Genomic DNA, 17,128 nt, shown 5'->3' on the forward strand with positions numbered 1-17,128 from the left:
TTTAAAATAAATTCTAATAAGGTTAAATCTCAAATCCCAAACTTAAAGAAAACCTTTCTCAATGTTTTGAGCTTTGTCAAAGGTTTTACGCAATCGCTGTGTGCAATCTTGTCATTTCTTCTTAGTCGAAATGACACAAATTACGAATAAAACAAAATTCCAAACCCCAATTGCACATTTTATGAATTGGAATTTGGAATTTATTTTTTGAGATTTAAACTTTTAGAACGGTAAGTCGTCTGGTTCGTCTTCGTTTAGGTTAGTTGCCGGAGCAAAAGCTTCAGCCGCAGGCATTGCAGGAGTTTGTCCAGGACCTTCAGGAGCTACTCTTTCAATTCTCCAACCTTGAATACTATTGAAATATCTGGTTTCTCCTTGTGGATTAACCCATTCTCTTCCTCTTAAATTGATAGAAACTTTTACTGCCTCACCTTGTTTGTAGCTACTTAATAAATCGCACTTATCTTGTGTAAATTCGATCAAAATATGCTGTGGATACTGCTCATCTGTGGTAACAACCAACTCTCTTTTTTTGAATGCAGCACTAACTTGTTGCTCTGGGTTCACCACTTTTACTTTTCCTGTAACTTCCATCTTCTTCTATATTAATTATTGTTTCTTTTCTATTTTTTTTGCTAAAAGCACTTTCCAAGCTGATGAAATATCATCGTTATTAAGATATCTTTTGGCCTCTAGATGTATTTTTTCCTTATCATCGGAACTTAATACTCCTTTTACCGAAAAGTTTTCTTTCACAAATATACTAACTTCTTCCGTTGTAGGCAAGGCTTCTATATTACCTAATTTTCCAAGGTCATTTCCGTTAAATACGGGACTTTCTTTAATATAATTAGGAATAACATCTACACCAACTCCTAGTGTTGTCAATGGTTTTGGCACTTCAAAAAGCCCTTGATTGGATCTTGAATACCAGTTGCTTCCCAGTCTTGAAACCAAATCTATTTTGTGTTGATCGATACTTCCATTTTCATCTAAAATAGCTTCGTGAATATGAATTTTAACCACTTCGCAAAGAATCAGATTTCCTGCTCCACCCTGATCTCCTAACGCAATAATCTGCGTGACTTTGCACTCAAACTGGACCGGAGATTCTTTTACCCGATAAGGTTTTACAAAATCTGACGGAATTTGTGTTAATCCGGCTTTTATAAATTCGTTTACACCATCGCCATATTCTGTACTTGCCAGTGATGTCTGTTGCACCAAATCATAATTGACTACATTAATTACTACTTCGCGAGTTGCCTCAGCATTAATTAGGGTATGTTTTACGGTATTGTCCCGTACACGACGTGCCGGCGAAAAAACTAAAATTGGCGGGTTGGCACTAAACACATTAAAGAAACTAAAAGGCGACAAATTAGGAATTCCTTTTGTACTAATTGTACTCGCAAATGCAATTGGTCTTGGTCCTACAGCACTTTGCAAATACCCTTGCAATTTTGCCGTTGTAATTTCTTTAGGATCGATGCTAATCATAAATTTTTCTTTTTAACCGAATCTCATTTCGGCAGCTACAAAAGTATAGAAATCGTTTTTGTCCAAGAAATAGTTTTGGACTTAAAAACAAAAAATCTTTAAAGCTTTGCAAAATATTAAATGTGTTTATTTCGTTATATTTATACCTCAAAAATTAGTTTATGCGTTTTTCTAAAAGTAGAAATACAACTCGTTGGGTAATAATTCTTATCTCCTTTTCAATCATTACTTTGATTCTTTGGAATACTTATACTTTTTTCCAAATTTTTAAAAATGAAGAGCGATTAAAGATGAATCTTTTTGCAGATGCACAAAAAACAGTCGTCAGTGCAGATGAATATACTGAACTGGACTTACCGCTTAAAATTCTAAATAAAAACACTACGATTCCCGTTATATTAACCATGTATGGCAAGATTATCAGTGCCAAGAATATCCCCGACGAAATTCTGAAGGATAATGCAAAATCAATCTCGTACCTCAATAATTTAAAAAATGAAAACGATCCTATAGTTATTGAATATGCTCCGGGAAAATATCAAGAGTTATATTACGGGAATTCGGCCTTGATTAATAAATTAAAGTATTATCCGGTTGCTTTACTGCTTATTATATTTTTGTTTGGTGCTTTAATTTACAATTTCTACCGAAGTACTAAAATGGCTACTCAAAACAAACTCTGGGCGGGAATGGCAAAAGAAACAGCACATCAGATCGGGACACCTTTGTCATCGTTGATTGGTTGGGTTGAGATCTTGAAAACCGAAGAGATAGACCAATCTATTACGGCAGAAATAGAAAAAGATGTTGATCGTTTGCAAACTATTACAGATCGTTTTTCTAAAATAGGATCAGTTCCTGTTTTAGAGGAACATGATATTATTGCCGAGACGCTGCATACTTATGAATATTTGCAATCCCGTTTTTCTAAACAGGTTGCTTTCTCCTATCATGTCCCACAAGAACCTGTTTTTGCAATGATAAATCCAACGTTGCACAGCTGGACAATCGAAAACTTGGTAAAAAATGCTATTGATGCCATGAAAGGAAAAGGGACTCTTGATCTTCAAATTGAGCAAGATGCACATCATGTAAAAATAAATGTGAAGGATTCCGGAACCGGAATTGCTAAAAAACAATTCAAAACAATTTTCGAACCTGGTTTTACGACTAAAAAACGTGGCTGGGGATTAGGGCTTTCTTTAACCAAAAGAATTGTTGAAGAATATCACAGCGGAAAAATAAAAGTTTTACATTCTGAAATTGGAAAAGGAACCACTTTTCAGATTTCATTAAATAAAAAAGTGTAGCAAAATTACTTTACTACACTTTATTTTTATCAGGTTGAGCGAAGTCGAAACCTTTTATACTTTATAAATTTGCCTGAATGTTTTTGGCCAAAGCTTCAAATTCTTCTTTAGAAAGGGAAACTTTGTTCTGAAAACGCATTTCATCCATTTCGTTTAGCGGGATTAAATGAACGTGTGCATGAGGAACTTCCAGACCTACTACCGCAATACCAACTCTTTTGCAGGGAACGGTTTTCTCTAAAGCAATTGCAATTTTTTTAGAAAATTTCATTAAGCCTAAGTACAATTCATCTTCCATATCAAAAATCTTATCGATTTCTTGTTTAGGAATACAAAGTGTGTGTCCTTTAGCGTTTGGATTTACATCTAAAAAAGCGAGAAAATTATCGTCTTCAGCAATTTTATAGGCAGGAATTTCTCCGTTTACTATTTTGGTAAATATTGATGGCATGGTTTATTCGTTTATTTGAATAATTGTTTAATCGACTTAACGATTAAAATCTTAATAGTGAGATTGCTTCGTTCCTCGCAAGGATTTAGTCTCTGGTTATTTCAAGAACTTCAAATTTCAATACTCCGTTTGGCACTGTAATTTCCGCTACTTCTCCTACAGATTTACCTAGTAAACCTTTTCCAATAGGAGATGTCACTGAGATCTTTCCGGTTTTCAAATCGGCTTCACTTTCGGCAACAAGCGTATATTTCATTTCCATTCCATTGCTTTGGTTCTTAATTTTTACATTAGACAGCACCAACGCTTTCGAAACATCAAGTTGCGATTCGTCTATTAATCTTGCATTAGAATACACTTCTTCGAGTTTAGCAATTCTCATTTCTAATAACCCCTGTGCTTCTTTTGCTGCATCATATTCGGCGTTTTCAGATAAATCACCTTTGTCTCTTGCTTCTGCTATATCTTGAGATGCCTTTGGTCGCATTACACTTTTTAAATGCTCCAACTCATCTTTTAATTTTTTTAATCCTTCTGCGGTATAATAAGATACTTTACTCATAACTTCGTCGTTTATATAAATACAAAAAATCCCATCAGGACGGGATTTTGTATTACAAATATACTATTATTTTTAATAGTACATAATTATATGTTAATCATATAAAAATCAAATTCAAATAAATTATTTTTGTTTCACTAATTCTTATTAAAATAATGAAAAAATTCTGGCTCTTAATCGTATTTGTTTCTCTCCTTTTCTCTTGTAGTGATAACGGTGTCAGTAACAAAAATCCTAACATCCCAAACTATTCTGTAAACTTAACCGTTGACATGAATTTGCCGGCTTATTCAAATCTTAAATTTGTTAGTAATGGTGTTATTGTTCCTAATTATGGTGCAAAAGGAATTATTATTTTTAACGCCGGGAGCGGTTATACTGCCTTTGATGCAGCTTGTCCTAATCAGGCATTGACCTCATGCATTGCGATGACAATAAATGGAATAAATGCTGTTTGTTCTTGCGACAAATCAGAATATAGCTTGTTTACAGGACTTGGAGGCAAAGAATATCCTCTAAAACAATATAGGGTTGAAGTAAGCGGAACAGTAATTCACGTTTATAATTAAAATACAAAAAGCCTGAAAGTTTAAATTTTCAGGCTTTTTTGTTTTCCAGATTTTTTATTTAGAATTTCAGAGTCAATCCTGCCAGAAAATTTATTCCTGCCTGTGGATAGTAGTAGGGATAAATATCATACATCGCTCCGTTTGAAACATACTTTTTATCTAAAATATTGTTTACTAAACCAGTAATCATAATTGATTTAAAGATTGATTTAGGTTTTATTTCATACGAAACATTAAAGTCGTTTACAAAATAATCTGCCAGTTTAGCTGCCGGCAATTCGATATTATTCATGTATTGCTCCCCTACATATTTTTGTAATAACGAAATATGCAAAGCCTGAATTGGGCTATAAACTATAATATTTCCTGCAATAACGTTTGGCGAATATGCAATAGATGTTGTTCCGTAATTTTGACCTTCAACTGCTAAATCAACATTTTTATTACTGCTTAATGTGAAGTTTGGTCTAAGGATAAATTTCTCTGAAAGTTTAATAGTAGCATCTACTTCAAAACCTAAACGATAACTTTTTTCAGTATTGGCACGAATTGGCGCTCCAACATCATCCAATCTTCCGGTTAAGATCAATTGATCTTTGTATGCCATGTAATATACATTCGAAGTCAATTGAAATTTATCTGAATTGAATCTCCACCCTAACTCAAAATCATTTAATTTTTCCGGTTTTACATTTCCACCTTCATAATCTGTTCTGTTAGGTTCACGATTGGCTCTGGCGTATGAAAAGTAAAGTGTGCTTTTTTGATTGATATCATAGTTCAGGCCCGCTTTGGGATTAAAGAAATTAAAATTATCATCGACAACTCCTGTTTCGTAGCTATTTGCCTTGTACTTTACGTTTCGGTACTGCAAATCGCCATAAAAACTCAATTTTTCTGTAAACTGATAATTTGCTTTTGCAAAAATATTTCCATCCGTTTTAGTCGAAGAATCATCATAATAATGATCCCCAGGCTCTGATTGCGAAGCATATCTTGCCCAGATAACTTTACCGTAATGATCGCCTTCGTATTTATTCCATCCACCGCCTAAAATAACATCTAATTTTTCGTCTTTATATTTTACGGAAAAAGTAGTTCCGTAAAAATCATTATCCAACCATTTCTGACGCACTAAATCTGTGGTTGTTACAGCACCAACGGGCAACAAACCATAATCAGCCATCGTAGCATCTTCTTTGTAGTTTTCGTAATACCCTTTTCCTTTTGTATAATGAAAAGCCAGGTTTGAACTCCATTTGTCCGAAAAAGATTCGTTCCAATGCAATTGATAGTGATCTTGTTTATAGTTATCGGTTTCATTATCATAAAAACGTACATTCCCGGCTTGGTCTGTATACATTCCAGCAGAATTAAAGGTACGATCTGTATTTAAAGTCTCTGCATCGATTCCATTCCAGGATTGGTATGTTTTTTCGGTTCCGCCAAAAACCAATGCTTTAATCAAGGTTGTTTTACCTACATAAGTTCCTTGCAGGAAATACGATTTTAGATCTGAACTGGCTCTGTCAACATAACCATCTGATTTAAGTGATGACAAACGTCCTGCAATTTCAAAATGATCGTTTAATAATCCTGTACTAAATTTTACTGTGTTTTTCTTAGAATTAAAACTTCCGTAAGAACTTGAGATTTCTCCGGTAGCTTTAGAGGCATAATTATCTGTTAGCATATTCAGGCTGGCACCAAATGCAGAAGAACCATTTGTAGACGTTCCAACGCCTCTTTGCAATTGCAAACTTTCTACAGACGAAGCAAAATCCGGCATGTTTACCCAAAAAGTTCCCTGACTTTCGGCATCATTATACGGTATTCCGTTTATAGTAACATTAACTCTCGTTGCATCGCTACCACGTACTCTGATTCCGGTATATCCAAAACCATTTCCAGCATCTGAAGTGGTAACTACAGAGGGCAAATAGTTCATAAGAATTGGAATATCCTGTCCCAGATTTCTGTATTTAATATCTTTTTTATCAAGATTGCTAAAACTTACGGGAGTTTTTGTAGTAACACGAACCGCAGAAACTAAAACATCATCTAGTTTATTGACTTTTGTAGAATCTTGTTCCTGAGAGAAAGAGAGTTGTGTAAAGAAAATAGAACAAAGAAGAAAGAAAATAGACTTTTGAGTAAGCTTTGAACCTTTGTACCTTTGCACCTTTGTACCTTTGAAAGCACCTTTTAAAATAGTTTTCATCCGTAAAAAATTACGAATAAAAGGGGGAATTATTCTTTTGTTAAAATTAATAAATGTTTCACCACAGTATATAGCATATACACTAAAACTGTCGTTTTTTCCCTTAGCAACATTACTCGCTCAGGTTCTTTGGGTATGATCTCAGCTCGTTATTTAGAGCACCCCTTTGAGACAGGGCAAATTTAGAAAAGATTTTTAGATATTTAGATTGTTTGCCTGTTAGATTTTTAAATTAGTTAAAAATCAAAAAATGCCAACTAATCTAAATCCGGTTTTCTCCTTGATTGCTTTCTTTCAGAAATATTCTTTTTGTCTTTGATTCGTTTTCTAATTACAGATTTTGGAATCTTAGTTGCTTTACGAACTTTAGGCACAAACAATCCTTTTTTAATAATTTCCAGAAAACGTTTTACAACAATATCTTTATTTTTAAGCTGACTTCTATCTTCATCACAATTTAAAATCAGGATATTTTCTGTTGTTAGACGAGACGAAATATTTGTCAACAAAAGCAATTTCTCTTCATCAGACAAAGCCTGCGAAGTATTCAAATCAAAGGTCAAAACTACTTTCGACGAGACTTTATTCACATTTTGTCCACCTGCACCACTACTTCTAACGGCTTTAAAACTTAACTCTGTTATAATTTTTTCTATATCCATTATTGTGGTTGATGTGCTGCTTTTAATAAATCGTTGACTGTTTTTACCGGATTAAAAGTTATCAATGGTACTGCCACAAAAATGGTCAGCCAATTGGCCATAGCACCATTCCATAATCCGGGTAATTCGTAGCTTTTAACTATTTTTCCGTCGACACTTTTTTCAACAATAAAACCTGCTTTTTGATCTACAAATTTTAATAAATCAAACTTTTCATTTTTATAATTTTTTATTCCGCAAACTAAATCAACCGGATTAAAGTGAGTTGCTTCGGCCAAAATTTCCTGTTGCTTTTTATTGGTCAAATCAACTTGCGACGTTTCTACAATTTGCAATGAAACAGCTCCTTTATCATTCATTACCCAAAACGGCCCGCCACCAGGTTCTCCTTCATTTTTTACCATTCCGCAAACCCTGATTGGTCTGTCTAGTAAATCTTTAATCTTATTTACTTTATTTTCGAAAGTAAATTTATTAAAGTCACTACTCATTTCAATATTTAGCTTCTGCAATAAAAAATCACGAATTTCTTCGATATTATTTTCTTTTATTTCCTGCTTTTCAATAGCTGTTAAATAATCAAAAACTTTTTGCTGTGTTTCAATTAAAACACCGGCTAATGCTTTTTTATACAATGCAATTTTATCAATATGATTTTGAATTACATTATCAATGTTTTTCATAAAAATAACATCCGCATCAAGCTCATTTAGATTCTCGATTAATGCTCCGTGCCCCCCGGGTCTAAAAACCAGATCATTGTTTTTATCCCTAATAGGACTATTTTTAATGTCTACACAAATAGAATCTGTGCTTTTGTTTTGATAGGAATAAGCAATATTAATCTCAATACCGCATTCTTTCTCTACTTTTTCTTTAAGAACACCAACTTCATTTTCAAACAAATATTGATGTGCTTCTGAAACTGTAAAATGCAGATTAGAAATTTGATTTGCTGTTGCATAATGTGCACATTCATTCAAATGTTCTTCGATTGGATTTGCTATATGGGTTTTATATTGATGAAATGGCAATACTGCTTTTGGCTTATTTGCAAAATCAAAATAATCAGAAGCCAATAACATTTTTATAAAATAATAATTTTTGTAATCCCTGTCTAAAGTTTCAAAATCAGGATAAATCTCCTTAAGCTTTTCATCTAAAGTTTTAAAGAAAGGAAACTTATCCATTGCAACAATAAAAATAGACAAGTCACTGTCTTTTTTTCTATTGACGTAGGCGTTTATAGTTTCTTTTTTAAGATCAAAATCATTCAAAAAAGCACTTAAAAACTTAAACATTCTACTTGCAGCTCCAGATGCCGGAACAAACTTTTTTAGTTTTAATTTTTCTTTTTGAAAATCAAAAAAAGCAGCTTTTTCTTCAAATTCAGCTTCACACAAACTTAAAATTCCGTTATTAATGGTTGCCGGACTAATTAAGTTACTTTTTACAATTCCGTTTTTAAAAACTTCCAACTGTTTCAGTATTTTATCAAAAGAAATCCCGTGATTATAAATCTGAACAAAATCTGCTGATGAAATACCGTGCTGTTTTGCAATCGACAAATTGTCTATAATTGCAATGGCAGTAGCCAAACGACTTTTTTTATTACCGGAAAGTGTTATAAAGGGCTTTTTTGCTTCTATCAGGGTTTGTTTAAATACTAAAAAAGCAGATTCTCTTCCGTCAGGAGTATCTCTAATGTCATCTTTTTCCCAAGGAACATCAATATCGGTAAGAAAAAATAAATCGTATTCATGTTCTAATGCGGCTTCTTTTAAAAGCGGATCACTGAAACCGTAATACATCTCAGAAAAAACTTTGGTAACCATTAAATTAGTGTCAGAAAACAAATATTTCTTTGCTGACAATAGCTTTTTATTTTCTAGTGCAACTTGTCCGTATGCAATAGGCAACATATCATCTGCAACACAAATATGTTGATTCTCTTCCCATTTTTCCTGCAAATAATCACGTGCAAATTCAGGAACCCATTCGGTTTCATAATATTCTGCAAGTTGTTTTGCCAATGTGGTTTTACCTGTACTTTCAGGACCAAATAAAGCAATTTTTATGATAGCTGTTTTTTGCTGTCTAAGATTTTTCTCCATTCTAAATAAGCTGAAATAGCCAAAATTGTAAAAATTAAATATTGAAGTGACAACATCCCTAAGCCGCGATAAGCATAAAGAGGTACTACAATAATGTCGCCAATGATCCAAAGCGTCCAGTTTTCGATCTTTTTTCTGGCCATATACCACATTCCTGCAAAAAATATTCCTGATGAAATCATGTCGACATAATTATCCGGATTTATTTTATAATCAAAATATTTATAAATCCCGAAAACTACGAAAACAGTTACAAAGAAAAGCAAAATTCCGATTATTTTTTCATTAAAGTTAGTTCGTGTAATAGGCATATTATCTTCAGCGGTTCCTCCTTTTGCCCAAACATACCAACCATAAATACTCATGATCGAGAAATATCCATTAATAATCATATCTCCAATATAACCGGCAATATATAATAGATATACGGAGATTACTGTGGCAATTAGTCCTGTTGGATATACCCAGATATTTTCTTTTTTAGCAAACCAAACGCTTAAAATTCCACAAACAAAAACTAAAAACTCTAAAGCAATATGCCATAAAGGAGCATTTTTGTAACTCTCAAGAAAAAAATCTATCATTGGGGGGGTTGTTTTAGGTTTGTTCCTGTTTTATGATTCAAAAAAATGACTGTCGTTCTCAAAAGCAGTTCCAATAACGACCAGATCTGCACCTGCATTGTAGGCATTTTGAATTCCGTGCAAATCTACAATTCCTCCTCCAACAATAATAGGAATATTAATATTTTGAGCAATTAACTGTATCATTTCCAACGGAACTGATTTTTTTGCTCCACTTCCTGCCTCTAGATAAATTAATTTATTGCCTAACATTTCTCCTGCTTGCGCAGTTGCAAGAACGAGATCAAAATTTTCTCTATTTAATGGTTTTGTTTTACTTACTCGCGCAACAGCAGTTTCGTTGCCGCTTTCGATCAAAATATAACCGGTTGAAATCACTTCAAGATTTGTTTTTTTAAGAATTGGCGCTGCCTGAACCTGATATTCTATTAGGTAATCCGGATTTCGACCAGACAATAAGGACAAGAACAAAATAGCATCGGCCTGAGGCGAAATCTGCGACGGATTTCCCGGAAATATCACAACGGGCAAATTTGTTTTTTGTTTTAATGCTGCAATTAAATCTTCTAAGATCGTAGATTCGACAATACTTCCTCCCACAAAAATATGTGTTGCCGGAGATTGATTTATTTTAGCTAATAAATGATCTAAATTTTCCCAAGCAATTTTATCAGGATCCAAAAGTATGGCGAGTAATTTTTGTCCATTACTTTTTGCTTCCAAAATTTGTTGGCATATATTGGGTATTTTCTGTCTCATAATGGGCGTAAAAGTAAAAGTTTTTTAATGTAGAAGAACTATTTTGAATGAATTATATTTGTGTTATCGTTAAACAAAATTATGATTGCAATTGATCTCTTAGAAAAATATGGCGCTCTGAAAAAATCTTTCGACAAAAATGAAATTATATTTGAAGAAGGAAATCTACCTACGCATTATTACCAAATTGTTTCCGGTGAGATAAAAATGAGTAATTATAATGATGATGGTCGCGAATTTATTCAGGGTATCTTTTACAAAAATCAATCTTTTGGTGAACCTCCTTTATTCCTGAATCAAAATTATCCTGCTAACGCCATTGCTGTTGAAGACTCAGAAGTTCTTTTTATCTCTAAAAGCAGCTTTATGAAATTGCTGGAAGAAAATGCAAATGTCAGCATCAAAATAATCGAGAATTTAGCACAACGCTTGTATTATAAATCGGTTATGGCGGCAGAAATGTCTACGCAAGAACCTGAACATCGTATTTTAAAGCTAATGGATCACGGAATTGCCTATTTTAATTTTAAGAAAGAGGATAACGGCTATCTCATCAATTTTACGAGACAACAAATTGGGGATTTGACCGGTTTACGGGTAGAAACCGTGATAAGAACTATTAAGGCTCTGGAAAAAAAGGGCGTTCTTAAGATTATAAACAGAAAAGTATACCGATAAAAAAGTTCATGTTTTATGATTTTAGTCATAAAATGGAGCAGTATAGTGCCTGTACCTTTGTAGTATAAAAATCACAATATCATGACACTATATCAAACAACATTCGAAAATTTTAATAAAAATTATATGGGTTCTGCTGCAATGGCTGTAATTGCCCAAAGCTGCTTAGGTGGCGCAGCTGCAATGTATATTCTTTCTCACGGAACCTCTATTGCTCAAATGATACAATTGGGTATTATTGTTTTGGCTTGTGTTTTTGCCAACACTTCAATTTTAGCACAAATGAAACACAAAGTGGTTTTTAACCTTATTATTTTAAGTGCTTTATTAAGTGTCTTTTTTATATTTCTCAATAGTTTTGTACTATGAAAAAACAAATAGAAAATAGAGCTGATATTTCTTTTTTTTACTGAAAACCGCCACTGAAAACTGTGACTACAAACTACTTCTCAAAAGCATAAACCAAAGTAAAGTTTTGTCCTGAAGCACTTGACTTAATTTCTTTATAGTGCACATTAAAATCTACTACCAAATCATTAAAATGCAGACTAGCCTGAGTCTGATTTTTGTCTAACGAAAAAGCATCTACTCTAATATGATCTTTAAAACTGATTCCTTTTTCGTTTCTAATTTTAAAAATAGCTTCTTTTGCTCCCCAGATTACGGTAAGTTCTCTGATATAATTGGCTATATTTTGAGTCCCCAAATGTTGGGATAAATAACTGTTTTCTGTATCTACAAATTTATCCGCAATTCGAAGAATTTTTTCACGCTGCAATTCCATGTCGATTCCTACGGTTTCGTCACTAATGATAATGGCTGCAAAATCATGCGAATGTGTGATCGATATATGGTTGTGACAATTAAAATAAGGTTTTCCAAATTCGTCATAATGCATTTCATGGTCTGTAAAACCCATTTCCTGTATTAACATACGAACGCTCAAAAAAGCACGCTGGTGCATTTCTGACTTCATACCTATTAGGCGAAGCTGCGTTTTTTCTTTTAAAACAACCTTGCTCAATAACTCCTCAAAAGATTCCGTTATGTGCCAGACTAAGATTTTGGTTGTTTCGTTGAATTGTATGGTTTGAAATAAAGGCATGCTTTTTTAATTATGAATTATGAGCTTTAAGTTATGAATTATTTTTGTGATCTGAAAATTGAATTTGTAATTTAATATCAGTTTTTTAAATTGTATTTGATTATACCAAAAAACATTTTACTTTTTTTAATATAATCAAATTTTCAAATCTTTACGTTTATAACATTTCGGCTAATTTCACAATTAACCAGGCTAACGGAATAAAAATAAACTGTCCTAAAATGGTCCCGAAAATTCGTGCAATTATAACAAAAATCAGGTGCCTTCTAAAAAACGATTCGGTTACAGAACCATCTATCACTTTATCTGTTAAAGTTGCATGATAAGGCTCAATAAATAACATCATCCCTATCGACCCCAAACTAACTGCTACACCACTCATGGACAATGATGTAGTTCTTAAATTTGGATTTAAATAGCCCGCATATAAGCACGACAACACACTTACTGTAATAAAAGCGTATACAACAACATTAAGCAATACTAATTCTATATATATATCTTTAAATTTATTTAATCTGTCAAAATTAGATTTCTTTGGTATGGTAAAACTATTTTTAAAATGAATAACTGTAGATAAACTAAAAGACTTCATTATTACCACAAAAACTGAGCGATTATTATATAATGCATTTACCCCTTTTTCCATAAATCTATGAATTGTTGGAACAAATAAACCACCCAAAATGCCTCCAATTGTGGCAGAAAAAATAATACATCTAAAGATAGAAAGATCTGGTGAATTTCCAAGATTGATATTATTTTCGATCGTTTTTGTTAACAAAGGCGCCTGTATTGTATTTGAAAATTGTGATATGATAATTATTATATTAAAAATAGAAGCAGAGGAGGCAATTCTTCTGGTCCTTGTTCCAACAATCTTAGCTGATAAACTAATAATTCCTATAAAATGAATTATCAAAGTAAGTATACAGACTATTAAAATATTGACTGTCATATTATTTCTTGCATTATTAATTATATAAATAAAAGAAGTCTAGTATTAATTTTTAAATAATATTTTAGAAAAGCATACAGCTTAGGAAGCCTTGATTTTAAACGAAGCTTGGTTAAAATTACAATTGTAGACTTATATATAAATATGTATTGCAAAAATGAAGAATGATATTTTCCTTTTATTTGGTTTTTAAAATCTATTATCACAGTTGAATATATTTTTTCCAAATGAGAAACAACCAAAAGAAAATTAGACTCCCTAATAATATATTCAGAAATTTTAATTGTCTCGAACGAATCATATTTATTAATCTCTGCAATCAGATTTTTTTTTGTTGGGACATTTGTCATAAGTTTCATTCCAAAATTAAAATCTCTAAAGTGTTTCATATTAGAACTGGTAACCATACCTCCTAATCCTCTAAAATCACAAACAATTACAGCTGCTCCAGTTGCCATAGCTTCTATTGCCGCTTTTGCTTTCGCAAACACCAAGTCATATTTATGAAGTATTTTTTCAGGCTCCAGACAAATATTACCACTTGAATAACCTATAATTTCAACTTCAACTCCAAGATCTGTACAAGCCTCTTTTATTTGGGGATAAATATTGTTATCATTCAAATAATTAGAAAAAACCAATGCTTTTTTTGGTTGTTTATTAATTTGTTCTTTCAATCGAAATCGATATGTATTTACCCAATTATAGACAATTTCTATATCTTCTTCTTTAAAATTATTTTCTAAACAATATCGTTCTTTGCAATTATAATCAACGGCAATATATCTAAGAATGTTCTTATGTTGGTATGGATTATCAAATACAGAAGTTCTATCATGAATAAAATAAACTACAGGAGTAAATTTGAAAAATTTTATTGCTTTAAGCGCGGTAATATTATGATGTGCATGAATAATATCTGGTGTCAGCTTTAATTTTTTTAGATTGTTAGTAACATTAATTCCTTTTTCAATCAACTCTTGCGATAAATCACCCATTCTTAATGTAAAAATTTCTACTAAGTTGCCTCTGTTGATAAGTTCAATTGCTAATTCTTTTACATATGTCTCTGTTCCGGTGTATTCAGCAATATGAATATTTGTAATTAATACATTCATTTACAAGAAATTAATATTATTACCCAAACACAATTCAGCAATAGGCTTAATATGTTTTTCAAAAGTTATAACAGTAGAGTAAGCTCCCTCCTTCACTCTTTTCTCTCCAAATTGTTCATAGTAAGGTTTTGAAGTGTTCCAATTTGAAATTTGATTAAGATCTGATACTTTTCCAAATGATTCCCATAAAAAAACTTCTTTTCCATATTTATTAACAGCCGTTTCAACTTCATATTTTAACTCCGGATAATTCATTGCCGCCTCCATTTTCATATAAAACTCTTCATCAGAAAGCCTCAAAGACAGTCCTCCTGCGTTATCATCAATTGAAATATTATTTGGCGCGGAATCTAACACAAAATCATAATTTAAAATTGCTTTTGAACTATCATCCGAAGATATCGCAGAAAGAATTCCATTGATCAAATACCTGCAAATGTCATGAGTCGGATTAAATCCTTCCAAAGCATCACCTACAATTACATCATAATTGTTTTTAATAATGATATTCTTTAGACTATCCATATATATTGAGATTTCAGATAAATCTTGTTCTAAAACTATATTATATAATTCTTTATCTGTAAATACTTTTATAGAATCTTGAAATTTGGCACCTATTGAATCTAATAATTTTATAGATTGATGAATTCTTGAAGCATTACTTGATCCTGAGCCATCAGTTAAAATAAATACATCAGGTTTGTATTTTTTTATATATGTATATGCTCTCAGTTCATGCCCAGGATGACCAATTATTAATGCCGTCTTTTTTTCCATATTTTTTTAGAAATTGTTAAATCGATGATTTAATTTATAGTGCAAGATAATAATTACAGAATACTTTTTAATTTTTTTTAAAATACCAGAATAACTTCTTTTCATCAAAAAACCATAACAATAAAGTCCAAATCACCAAAAAGATGTGCAATGATTTATTAAAAACAAAAGATTTATATAAGACAAAAATAGATTACAAAAATTCTAATTTATAAACTGACCGAATTAAAAAGGATTGCATCAAAAAGAAGATTAACTTCTAAAAGCTATGTTTAACTAATATTCTAAAGATTAAGAAATTAAACATTTCACAAATCTGAAAGAAAGTAGTCTAAATTAAAAACCTATTCCGTAAATTTGCAAAAATTTTACAATTACAAATATACTATAAATGAGTACTACAACTACGCCTTTTGTGGCTTTCAAAGTAAAAGACATTTCTCTAGCGGCTTGGGGAAGAAAAGAAATTGAATTAGCTGAAGCTGAAATGCCAGGTTTAATGGCACTTCGCGCTGAATATAAAGACGAACAACCTCTTGCAGGTGCTCGTATCGCTGGATGTTTGCACATGACGATCCAGACTGCAGTTTTGATCGAAACTTTAATCGCTCTTGGTGCAGAGGTTACTTGGTCTTCTTGTAACATTTTCTCTACTCAGGATCAGGCTGCTGCTGCTATTGCTGCTGCCGGAATTCAGGTTTATGCATGGAAAGGTCTTGATGAGCAATCATTTGACTGGTGTATTGAGCAAACTTTATTCTTTGGTGAAGACAGAAAACCATTGAACATGATTCTTGACGATGGTGGAGATTTAACTAACATGGTTATTGACCGTTTCCCTGAATTGGTTCCTGGAATCAAAGGATTGTCTGAAGAAACTACAACTGGAGTTCACAGACTTTATGAAAGAGTAAAAGCCGGGACTTTACCAATGCCTGCAATCAACATTAATGACTCTGTTACTAAATCTAAATTTGATAACAAATACGGTTGTAAAGAATCTGCTGTAGATGCTGTACGTCGTGCAACTGACTTAATGTTGGCTGGAAAAAGAGTTATCGTTTGCGGATACGGTGATGTTGGAAAAGGAACTGCTGCTTCTTTCAGAGGTGCGGGATCTATTGTAACTGTTACTGAAATTGACCCAATTTGTGCTTTACAAGCTGCAATGGACGGTTATGAAGTTAAAAAATTAAATACTGTAATTGCTAATGCTGATATCATCATTACAACTACAGGAAATAAAGATATCGTTCTTGGATCTCATTTCGAGCAAATGAAAGACAAAACTGTTGTTTGTAACATTGGTCACTTTGATAACGAAATTGATATGGCTTGGTTGAACAAAAACCACGGTGCATCAAAAATCGAAATCAAACCACAAGTTGACAAATATACAATCGCTGGAAAAGATATCATCATTCTTGCCGAAGGTCGTTTAGTAAACCTTGGTTGTGCTACAGGTCACCCAAGTTTTGTAATGAGTAACTCATTTACAAACCAAACTCTTGCTCAAATCGAATTATGGAAAAACAGTGCTGCTTACAACAATGACGTTTATATGTTACCAAAACACTTAGATGAAAAAGTTGCTGCTTTGCACTTGGCTAAATTAGGCGTTGAATTAGAAACTTTACGTGACGATCAGGCTGCTTATATTGGTGTTCCGGTTGAAGGTCCTTTTAAACCAGAATACTACAGATACTAAATAAATTTTAGATTGAAGATTTCTGGTTTTAGATTTCTTCGATTGTCTA

Annotated in this window: 18 protein-coding genes; 5 read left to right on the forward strand and 13 right to left on the reverse strand. The window is 32.5% G+C overall.

Annotated elements, in window-relative coordinates; genetic code table 11:
- Nucleotides 1-222 precede the first annotated feature (222 nt).
- Both B0A64_RS17875 and B0A64_RS17880 read right to left on the reverse strand, forming a co-directional pair.
- Nucleotides 223-594 (reverse strand): DUF3127 domain-containing protein, encoded by a 372-nt coding sequence (locus B0A64_RS17875; RefSeq protein ID WP_089480862.1) that lies wholly within the window; start codon nucleotides 592-594, stop codon nucleotides 223-225.
- A 15-nt stretch (nucleotides 595-609) separates the two neighbouring features.
- Nucleotides 610-1,500: a flavin reductase family protein gene (locus tag B0A64_RS17880; protein WP_089480863.1), complete on the reverse strand. Its 891-nt coding sequence runs from the start codon at nucleotides 1,498-1,500 to the stop codon at nucleotides 610-612.
- A gap of 161 nt (nucleotides 1,501-1,661) precedes the next feature.
- Between B0A64_RS17880 and B0A64_RS17885 the strand changes: the two genes are divergently transcribed.
- Nucleotides 1,662-2,810 carry a sensor histidine kinase gene (locus B0A64_RS17885; protein ID WP_089480864.1) on the forward strand — a complete coding sequence of 383 codons (1,149 nt, stop codon included), beginning with the start codon at nucleotides 1,662-1,664 and terminating at the stop codon, nucleotides 2,808-2,810.
- A gap of 61 nt (nucleotides 2,811-2,871) precedes the next feature.
- Here the strand turns inward: B0A64_RS17885 and B0A64_RS17890 are convergent, their stop codons facing one another.
- Nucleotides 2,872-3,261: an HIT family protein gene (locus B0A64_RS17890; RefSeq protein WP_089480865.1), complete on the reverse strand. Its 390-nt coding sequence runs from the start codon at nucleotides 3,259-3,261 to the stop codon at nucleotides 2,872-2,874.
- Between the two features lie 85 nt (nucleotides 3,262-3,346).
- Nucleotides 3,347-3,823: a transcription elongation factor GreA gene (gene greA / locus B0A64_RS17895; protein WP_089480866.1), complete on the reverse strand. Its 477-nt coding sequence runs from the start codon at nucleotides 3,821-3,823 to the stop codon at nucleotides 3,347-3,349.
- Nucleotides 3,824-3,978: 155 nt separating this feature from the next.
- Between greA and B0A64_RS17900 the strand changes: the two genes are divergently transcribed.
- The gene (locus B0A64_RS17900) at nucleotides 3,979-4,392 is read left to right on the forward strand and encodes a Rieske (2Fe-2S) protein (RefSeq protein ID WP_089480867.1); all 414 of its coding nucleotides are present in this window, start codon (nucleotides 3,979-3,981) and stop codon (nucleotides 4,390-4,392) included.
- Nucleotides 4,393-4,450: 58 nt separating this feature from the next.
- On the opposite strand, the gene B0A64_RS17905 is transcribed toward B0A64_RS17900, so the two are convergent.
- The 5 genes from B0A64_RS17905 to B0A64_RS17925 form a co-directional block, all read right to left on the reverse strand.
- Nucleotides 4,451-6,613, reverse strand: a complete 2,163-nt coding sequence (locus B0A64_RS17905) for a TonB-dependent receptor (RefSeq protein ID WP_089480868.1) — start codon at nucleotides 6,611-6,613, stop codon at nucleotides 4,451-4,453.
- Between the two features lie 257 nt (nucleotides 6,614-6,870).
- Entirely contained in the window at nucleotides 6,871-7,275 is a 405-nt protein-coding gene (gene arfB / locus B0A64_RS17910; protein ID WP_089480869.1) for an alternative ribosome rescue aminoacyl-tRNA hydrolase ArfB, read from the reverse strand.
- Nucleotides 7,275-9,389, reverse strand: coding sequence for a DUF4301 family protein (locus B0A64_RS17915; RefSeq protein WP_089480870.1), 2,115 nt, complete (start codon nucleotides 9,387-9,389; stop codon nucleotides 7,275-7,277). Before B0A64_RS17915 ends, arfB begins: the two co-directional genes overlap by 1 nt.
- On the reverse strand, nucleotides 9,350-9,973 hold the full coding sequence (gene pnuC / locus B0A64_RS17920; protein ID WP_089480871.1) for a nicotinamide riboside transporter PnuC: 624 nt from the start codon (nucleotides 9,971-9,973) through the stop codon (nucleotides 9,350-9,352). The genes B0A64_RS17915 and pnuC overlap by 40 nt, the downstream gene beginning before the upstream one ends.
- Before the next feature lie 30 nt (nucleotides 9,974-10,003).
- Nucleotides 10,004-10,732: a phosphoglycerol geranylgeranyltransferase gene (locus tag B0A64_RS17925; RefSeq protein WP_089480872.1), complete on the reverse strand. Its 729-nt coding sequence runs from the start codon at nucleotides 10,730-10,732 to the stop codon at nucleotides 10,004-10,006.
- Between the two features lie 81 nt (nucleotides 10,733-10,813).
- Here B0A64_RS17925 and B0A64_RS17930 point away from each other — a divergent pair, with 81 nt between their 5' ends.
- Nucleotides 10,814-11,410 (forward strand): Crp/Fnr family transcriptional regulator, encoded by a 597-nt coding sequence (locus B0A64_RS17930; RefSeq protein WP_089480873.1) that lies wholly within the window; start codon nucleotides 10,814-10,816, stop codon nucleotides 11,408-11,410.
- Between the two features lie 81 nt (nucleotides 11,411-11,491).
- Nucleotides 11,492-11,779, forward strand: coding sequence for a hypothetical protein (locus tag B0A64_RS17935; RefSeq protein ID WP_089480874.1), 288 nt, complete (start codon nucleotides 11,492-11,494; stop codon nucleotides 11,777-11,779).
- A 73-nt stretch (nucleotides 11,780-11,852) separates the two neighbouring features.
- On the opposite strand, the gene B0A64_RS17940 is transcribed toward B0A64_RS17935, so the two are convergent.
- From B0A64_RS17940 to B0A64_RS17955, 4 genes are all read right to left on the reverse strand, one after another.
- Nucleotides 11,853-12,515 (reverse strand): 4'-phosphopantetheinyl transferase family protein, encoded by a 663-nt coding sequence (locus tag B0A64_RS17940; RefSeq protein ID WP_089480875.1) that lies wholly within the window; start codon nucleotides 12,513-12,515, stop codon nucleotides 11,853-11,855.
- 157 nt (nucleotides 12,516-12,672) lie between these two features.
- Nucleotides 12,673-13,473: a lipid II flippase family protein gene (locus tag B0A64_RS17945; RefSeq protein WP_089480876.1), complete on the reverse strand. Its 801-nt coding sequence runs from the start codon at nucleotides 13,471-13,473 to the stop codon at nucleotides 12,673-12,675.
- Between the two features lie 20 nt (nucleotides 13,474-13,493).
- Complete coding sequence (locus B0A64_RS17950; protein WP_089480877.1) at nucleotides 13,494-14,591, reverse strand: glycosyltransferase; 1,098 nt, start codon at nucleotides 14,589-14,591, stop codon at nucleotides 13,494-13,496.
- Nucleotides 14,592-15,371 (reverse strand): hypothetical protein, encoded by a 780-nt coding sequence (locus B0A64_RS17955; protein ID WP_089480878.1) that lies wholly within the window; start codon nucleotides 15,369-15,371, stop codon nucleotides 14,592-14,594. It lies immediately after the preceding gene.
- Nucleotides 15,372-15,762: 391 nt separating this feature from the next.
- Between B0A64_RS17955 and ahcY the strand changes: the two genes are divergently transcribed.
- Entirely contained in the window at nucleotides 15,763-17,079 is a 1,317-nt protein-coding gene (gene ahcY, locus B0A64_RS17960; RefSeq protein WP_041516432.1) for an adenosylhomocysteinase, read from the forward strand.
- Nucleotides 17,080-17,128 lie beyond the last annotated feature (49 nt).

The sequence above is a fragment of the Flavobacterium araucananum genome (assembly GCF_002222055.1).
GTDB lineage: Bacteria > Bacteroidota > Bacteroidia > Flavobacteriales > Flavobacteriaceae > Flavobacterium > Flavobacterium araucananum.

Excerpts from the sequence above, each read along its gene's own strand:
- B0A64_RS17875 (WP_089480862.1), bottom strand. The coding sequence starts at position 594 with ATGGAAGTTACAGGAAAAGTAAAAGTGGTGAACCCAGAGCAACAAGTT.
- B0A64_RS17880 (WP_089480863.1), bottom strand. The coding sequence starts at position 1,500 with ATGATTAGCATCGATCCTAAAGAAATTACAACGGCAAAATTGCAAGGG.
- B0A64_RS17885 (WP_089480864.1), top strand. The coding sequence starts at position 1,662 with ATGCGTTTTTCTAAAAGTAGAAATACAACTCGTTGGGTAATAATTCTT.
- B0A64_RS17890 (WP_089480865.1), bottom strand. The coding sequence starts at position 3,261 with ATGCCATCAATATTTACCAAAATAGTAAACGGAGAAATTCCTGCCTAT.
- greA (WP_089480866.1), bottom strand. The coding sequence starts at position 3,823 with ATGAGTAAAGTATCTTATTATACCGCAGAAGGATTAAAAAAATTAAAA.
- B0A64_RS17900 (WP_089480867.1), top strand. The coding sequence starts at position 3,979 with ATGAAAAAATTCTGGCTCTTAATCGTATTTGTTTCTCTCCTTTTCTCT.
- B0A64_RS17905 (WP_089480868.1), bottom strand. The coding sequence starts at position 6,613 with ATGAAAACTATTTTAAAAGGTGCTTTCAAAGGTACAAAGGTGCAAAGG.
- arfB (WP_089480869.1), bottom strand. The coding sequence starts at position 7,275 with ATGGATATAGAAAAAATTATAACAGAGTTAAGTTTTAAAGCCGTTAGA.
- B0A64_RS17915 (WP_089480870.1), bottom strand. The coding sequence starts at position 9,389 with ATGGAGAAAAATCTTAGACAGCAAAAAACAGCTATCATAAAAATTGCT.
- pnuC (WP_089480871.1), bottom strand. The coding sequence starts at position 9,973 with ATGATAGATTTTTTTCTTGAGAGTTACAAAAATGCTCCTTTATGGCAT.
- B0A64_RS17925 (WP_089480872.1), bottom strand. The coding sequence starts at position 10,732 with ATGAGACAGAAAATACCCAATATATGCCAACAAATTTTGGAAGCAAAA.
- B0A64_RS17930 (WP_089480873.1), top strand. The coding sequence starts at position 10,814 with ATGATTGCAATTGATCTCTTAGAAAAATATGGCGCTCTGAAAAAATCT.
- B0A64_RS17935 (WP_089480874.1), top strand. The coding sequence starts at position 11,492 with ATGACACTATATCAAACAACATTCGAAAATTTTAATAAAAATTATATG.
- B0A64_RS17940 (WP_089480875.1), bottom strand. The coding sequence starts at position 12,515 with ATGCCTTTATTTCAAACCATACAATTCAACGAAACAACCAAAATCTTA.
- B0A64_RS17945 (WP_089480876.1), bottom strand. The coding sequence starts at position 13,473 with ATGACAGTCAATATTTTAATAGTCTGTATACTTACTTTGATAATTCAT.
- B0A64_RS17950 (WP_089480877.1), bottom strand. The coding sequence starts at position 14,591 with ATGAATGTATTAATTACAAATATTCATATTGCTGAATACACCGGAACA.
- B0A64_RS17955 (WP_089480878.1), bottom strand. The coding sequence starts at position 15,371 with ATGGAAAAAAAGACGGCATTAATAATTGGTCATCCTGGGCATGAACTG.
- ahcY (WP_041516432.1), top strand. The coding sequence starts at position 15,763 with ATGAGTACTACAACTACGCCTTTTGTGGCTTTCAAAGTAAAAGACATT.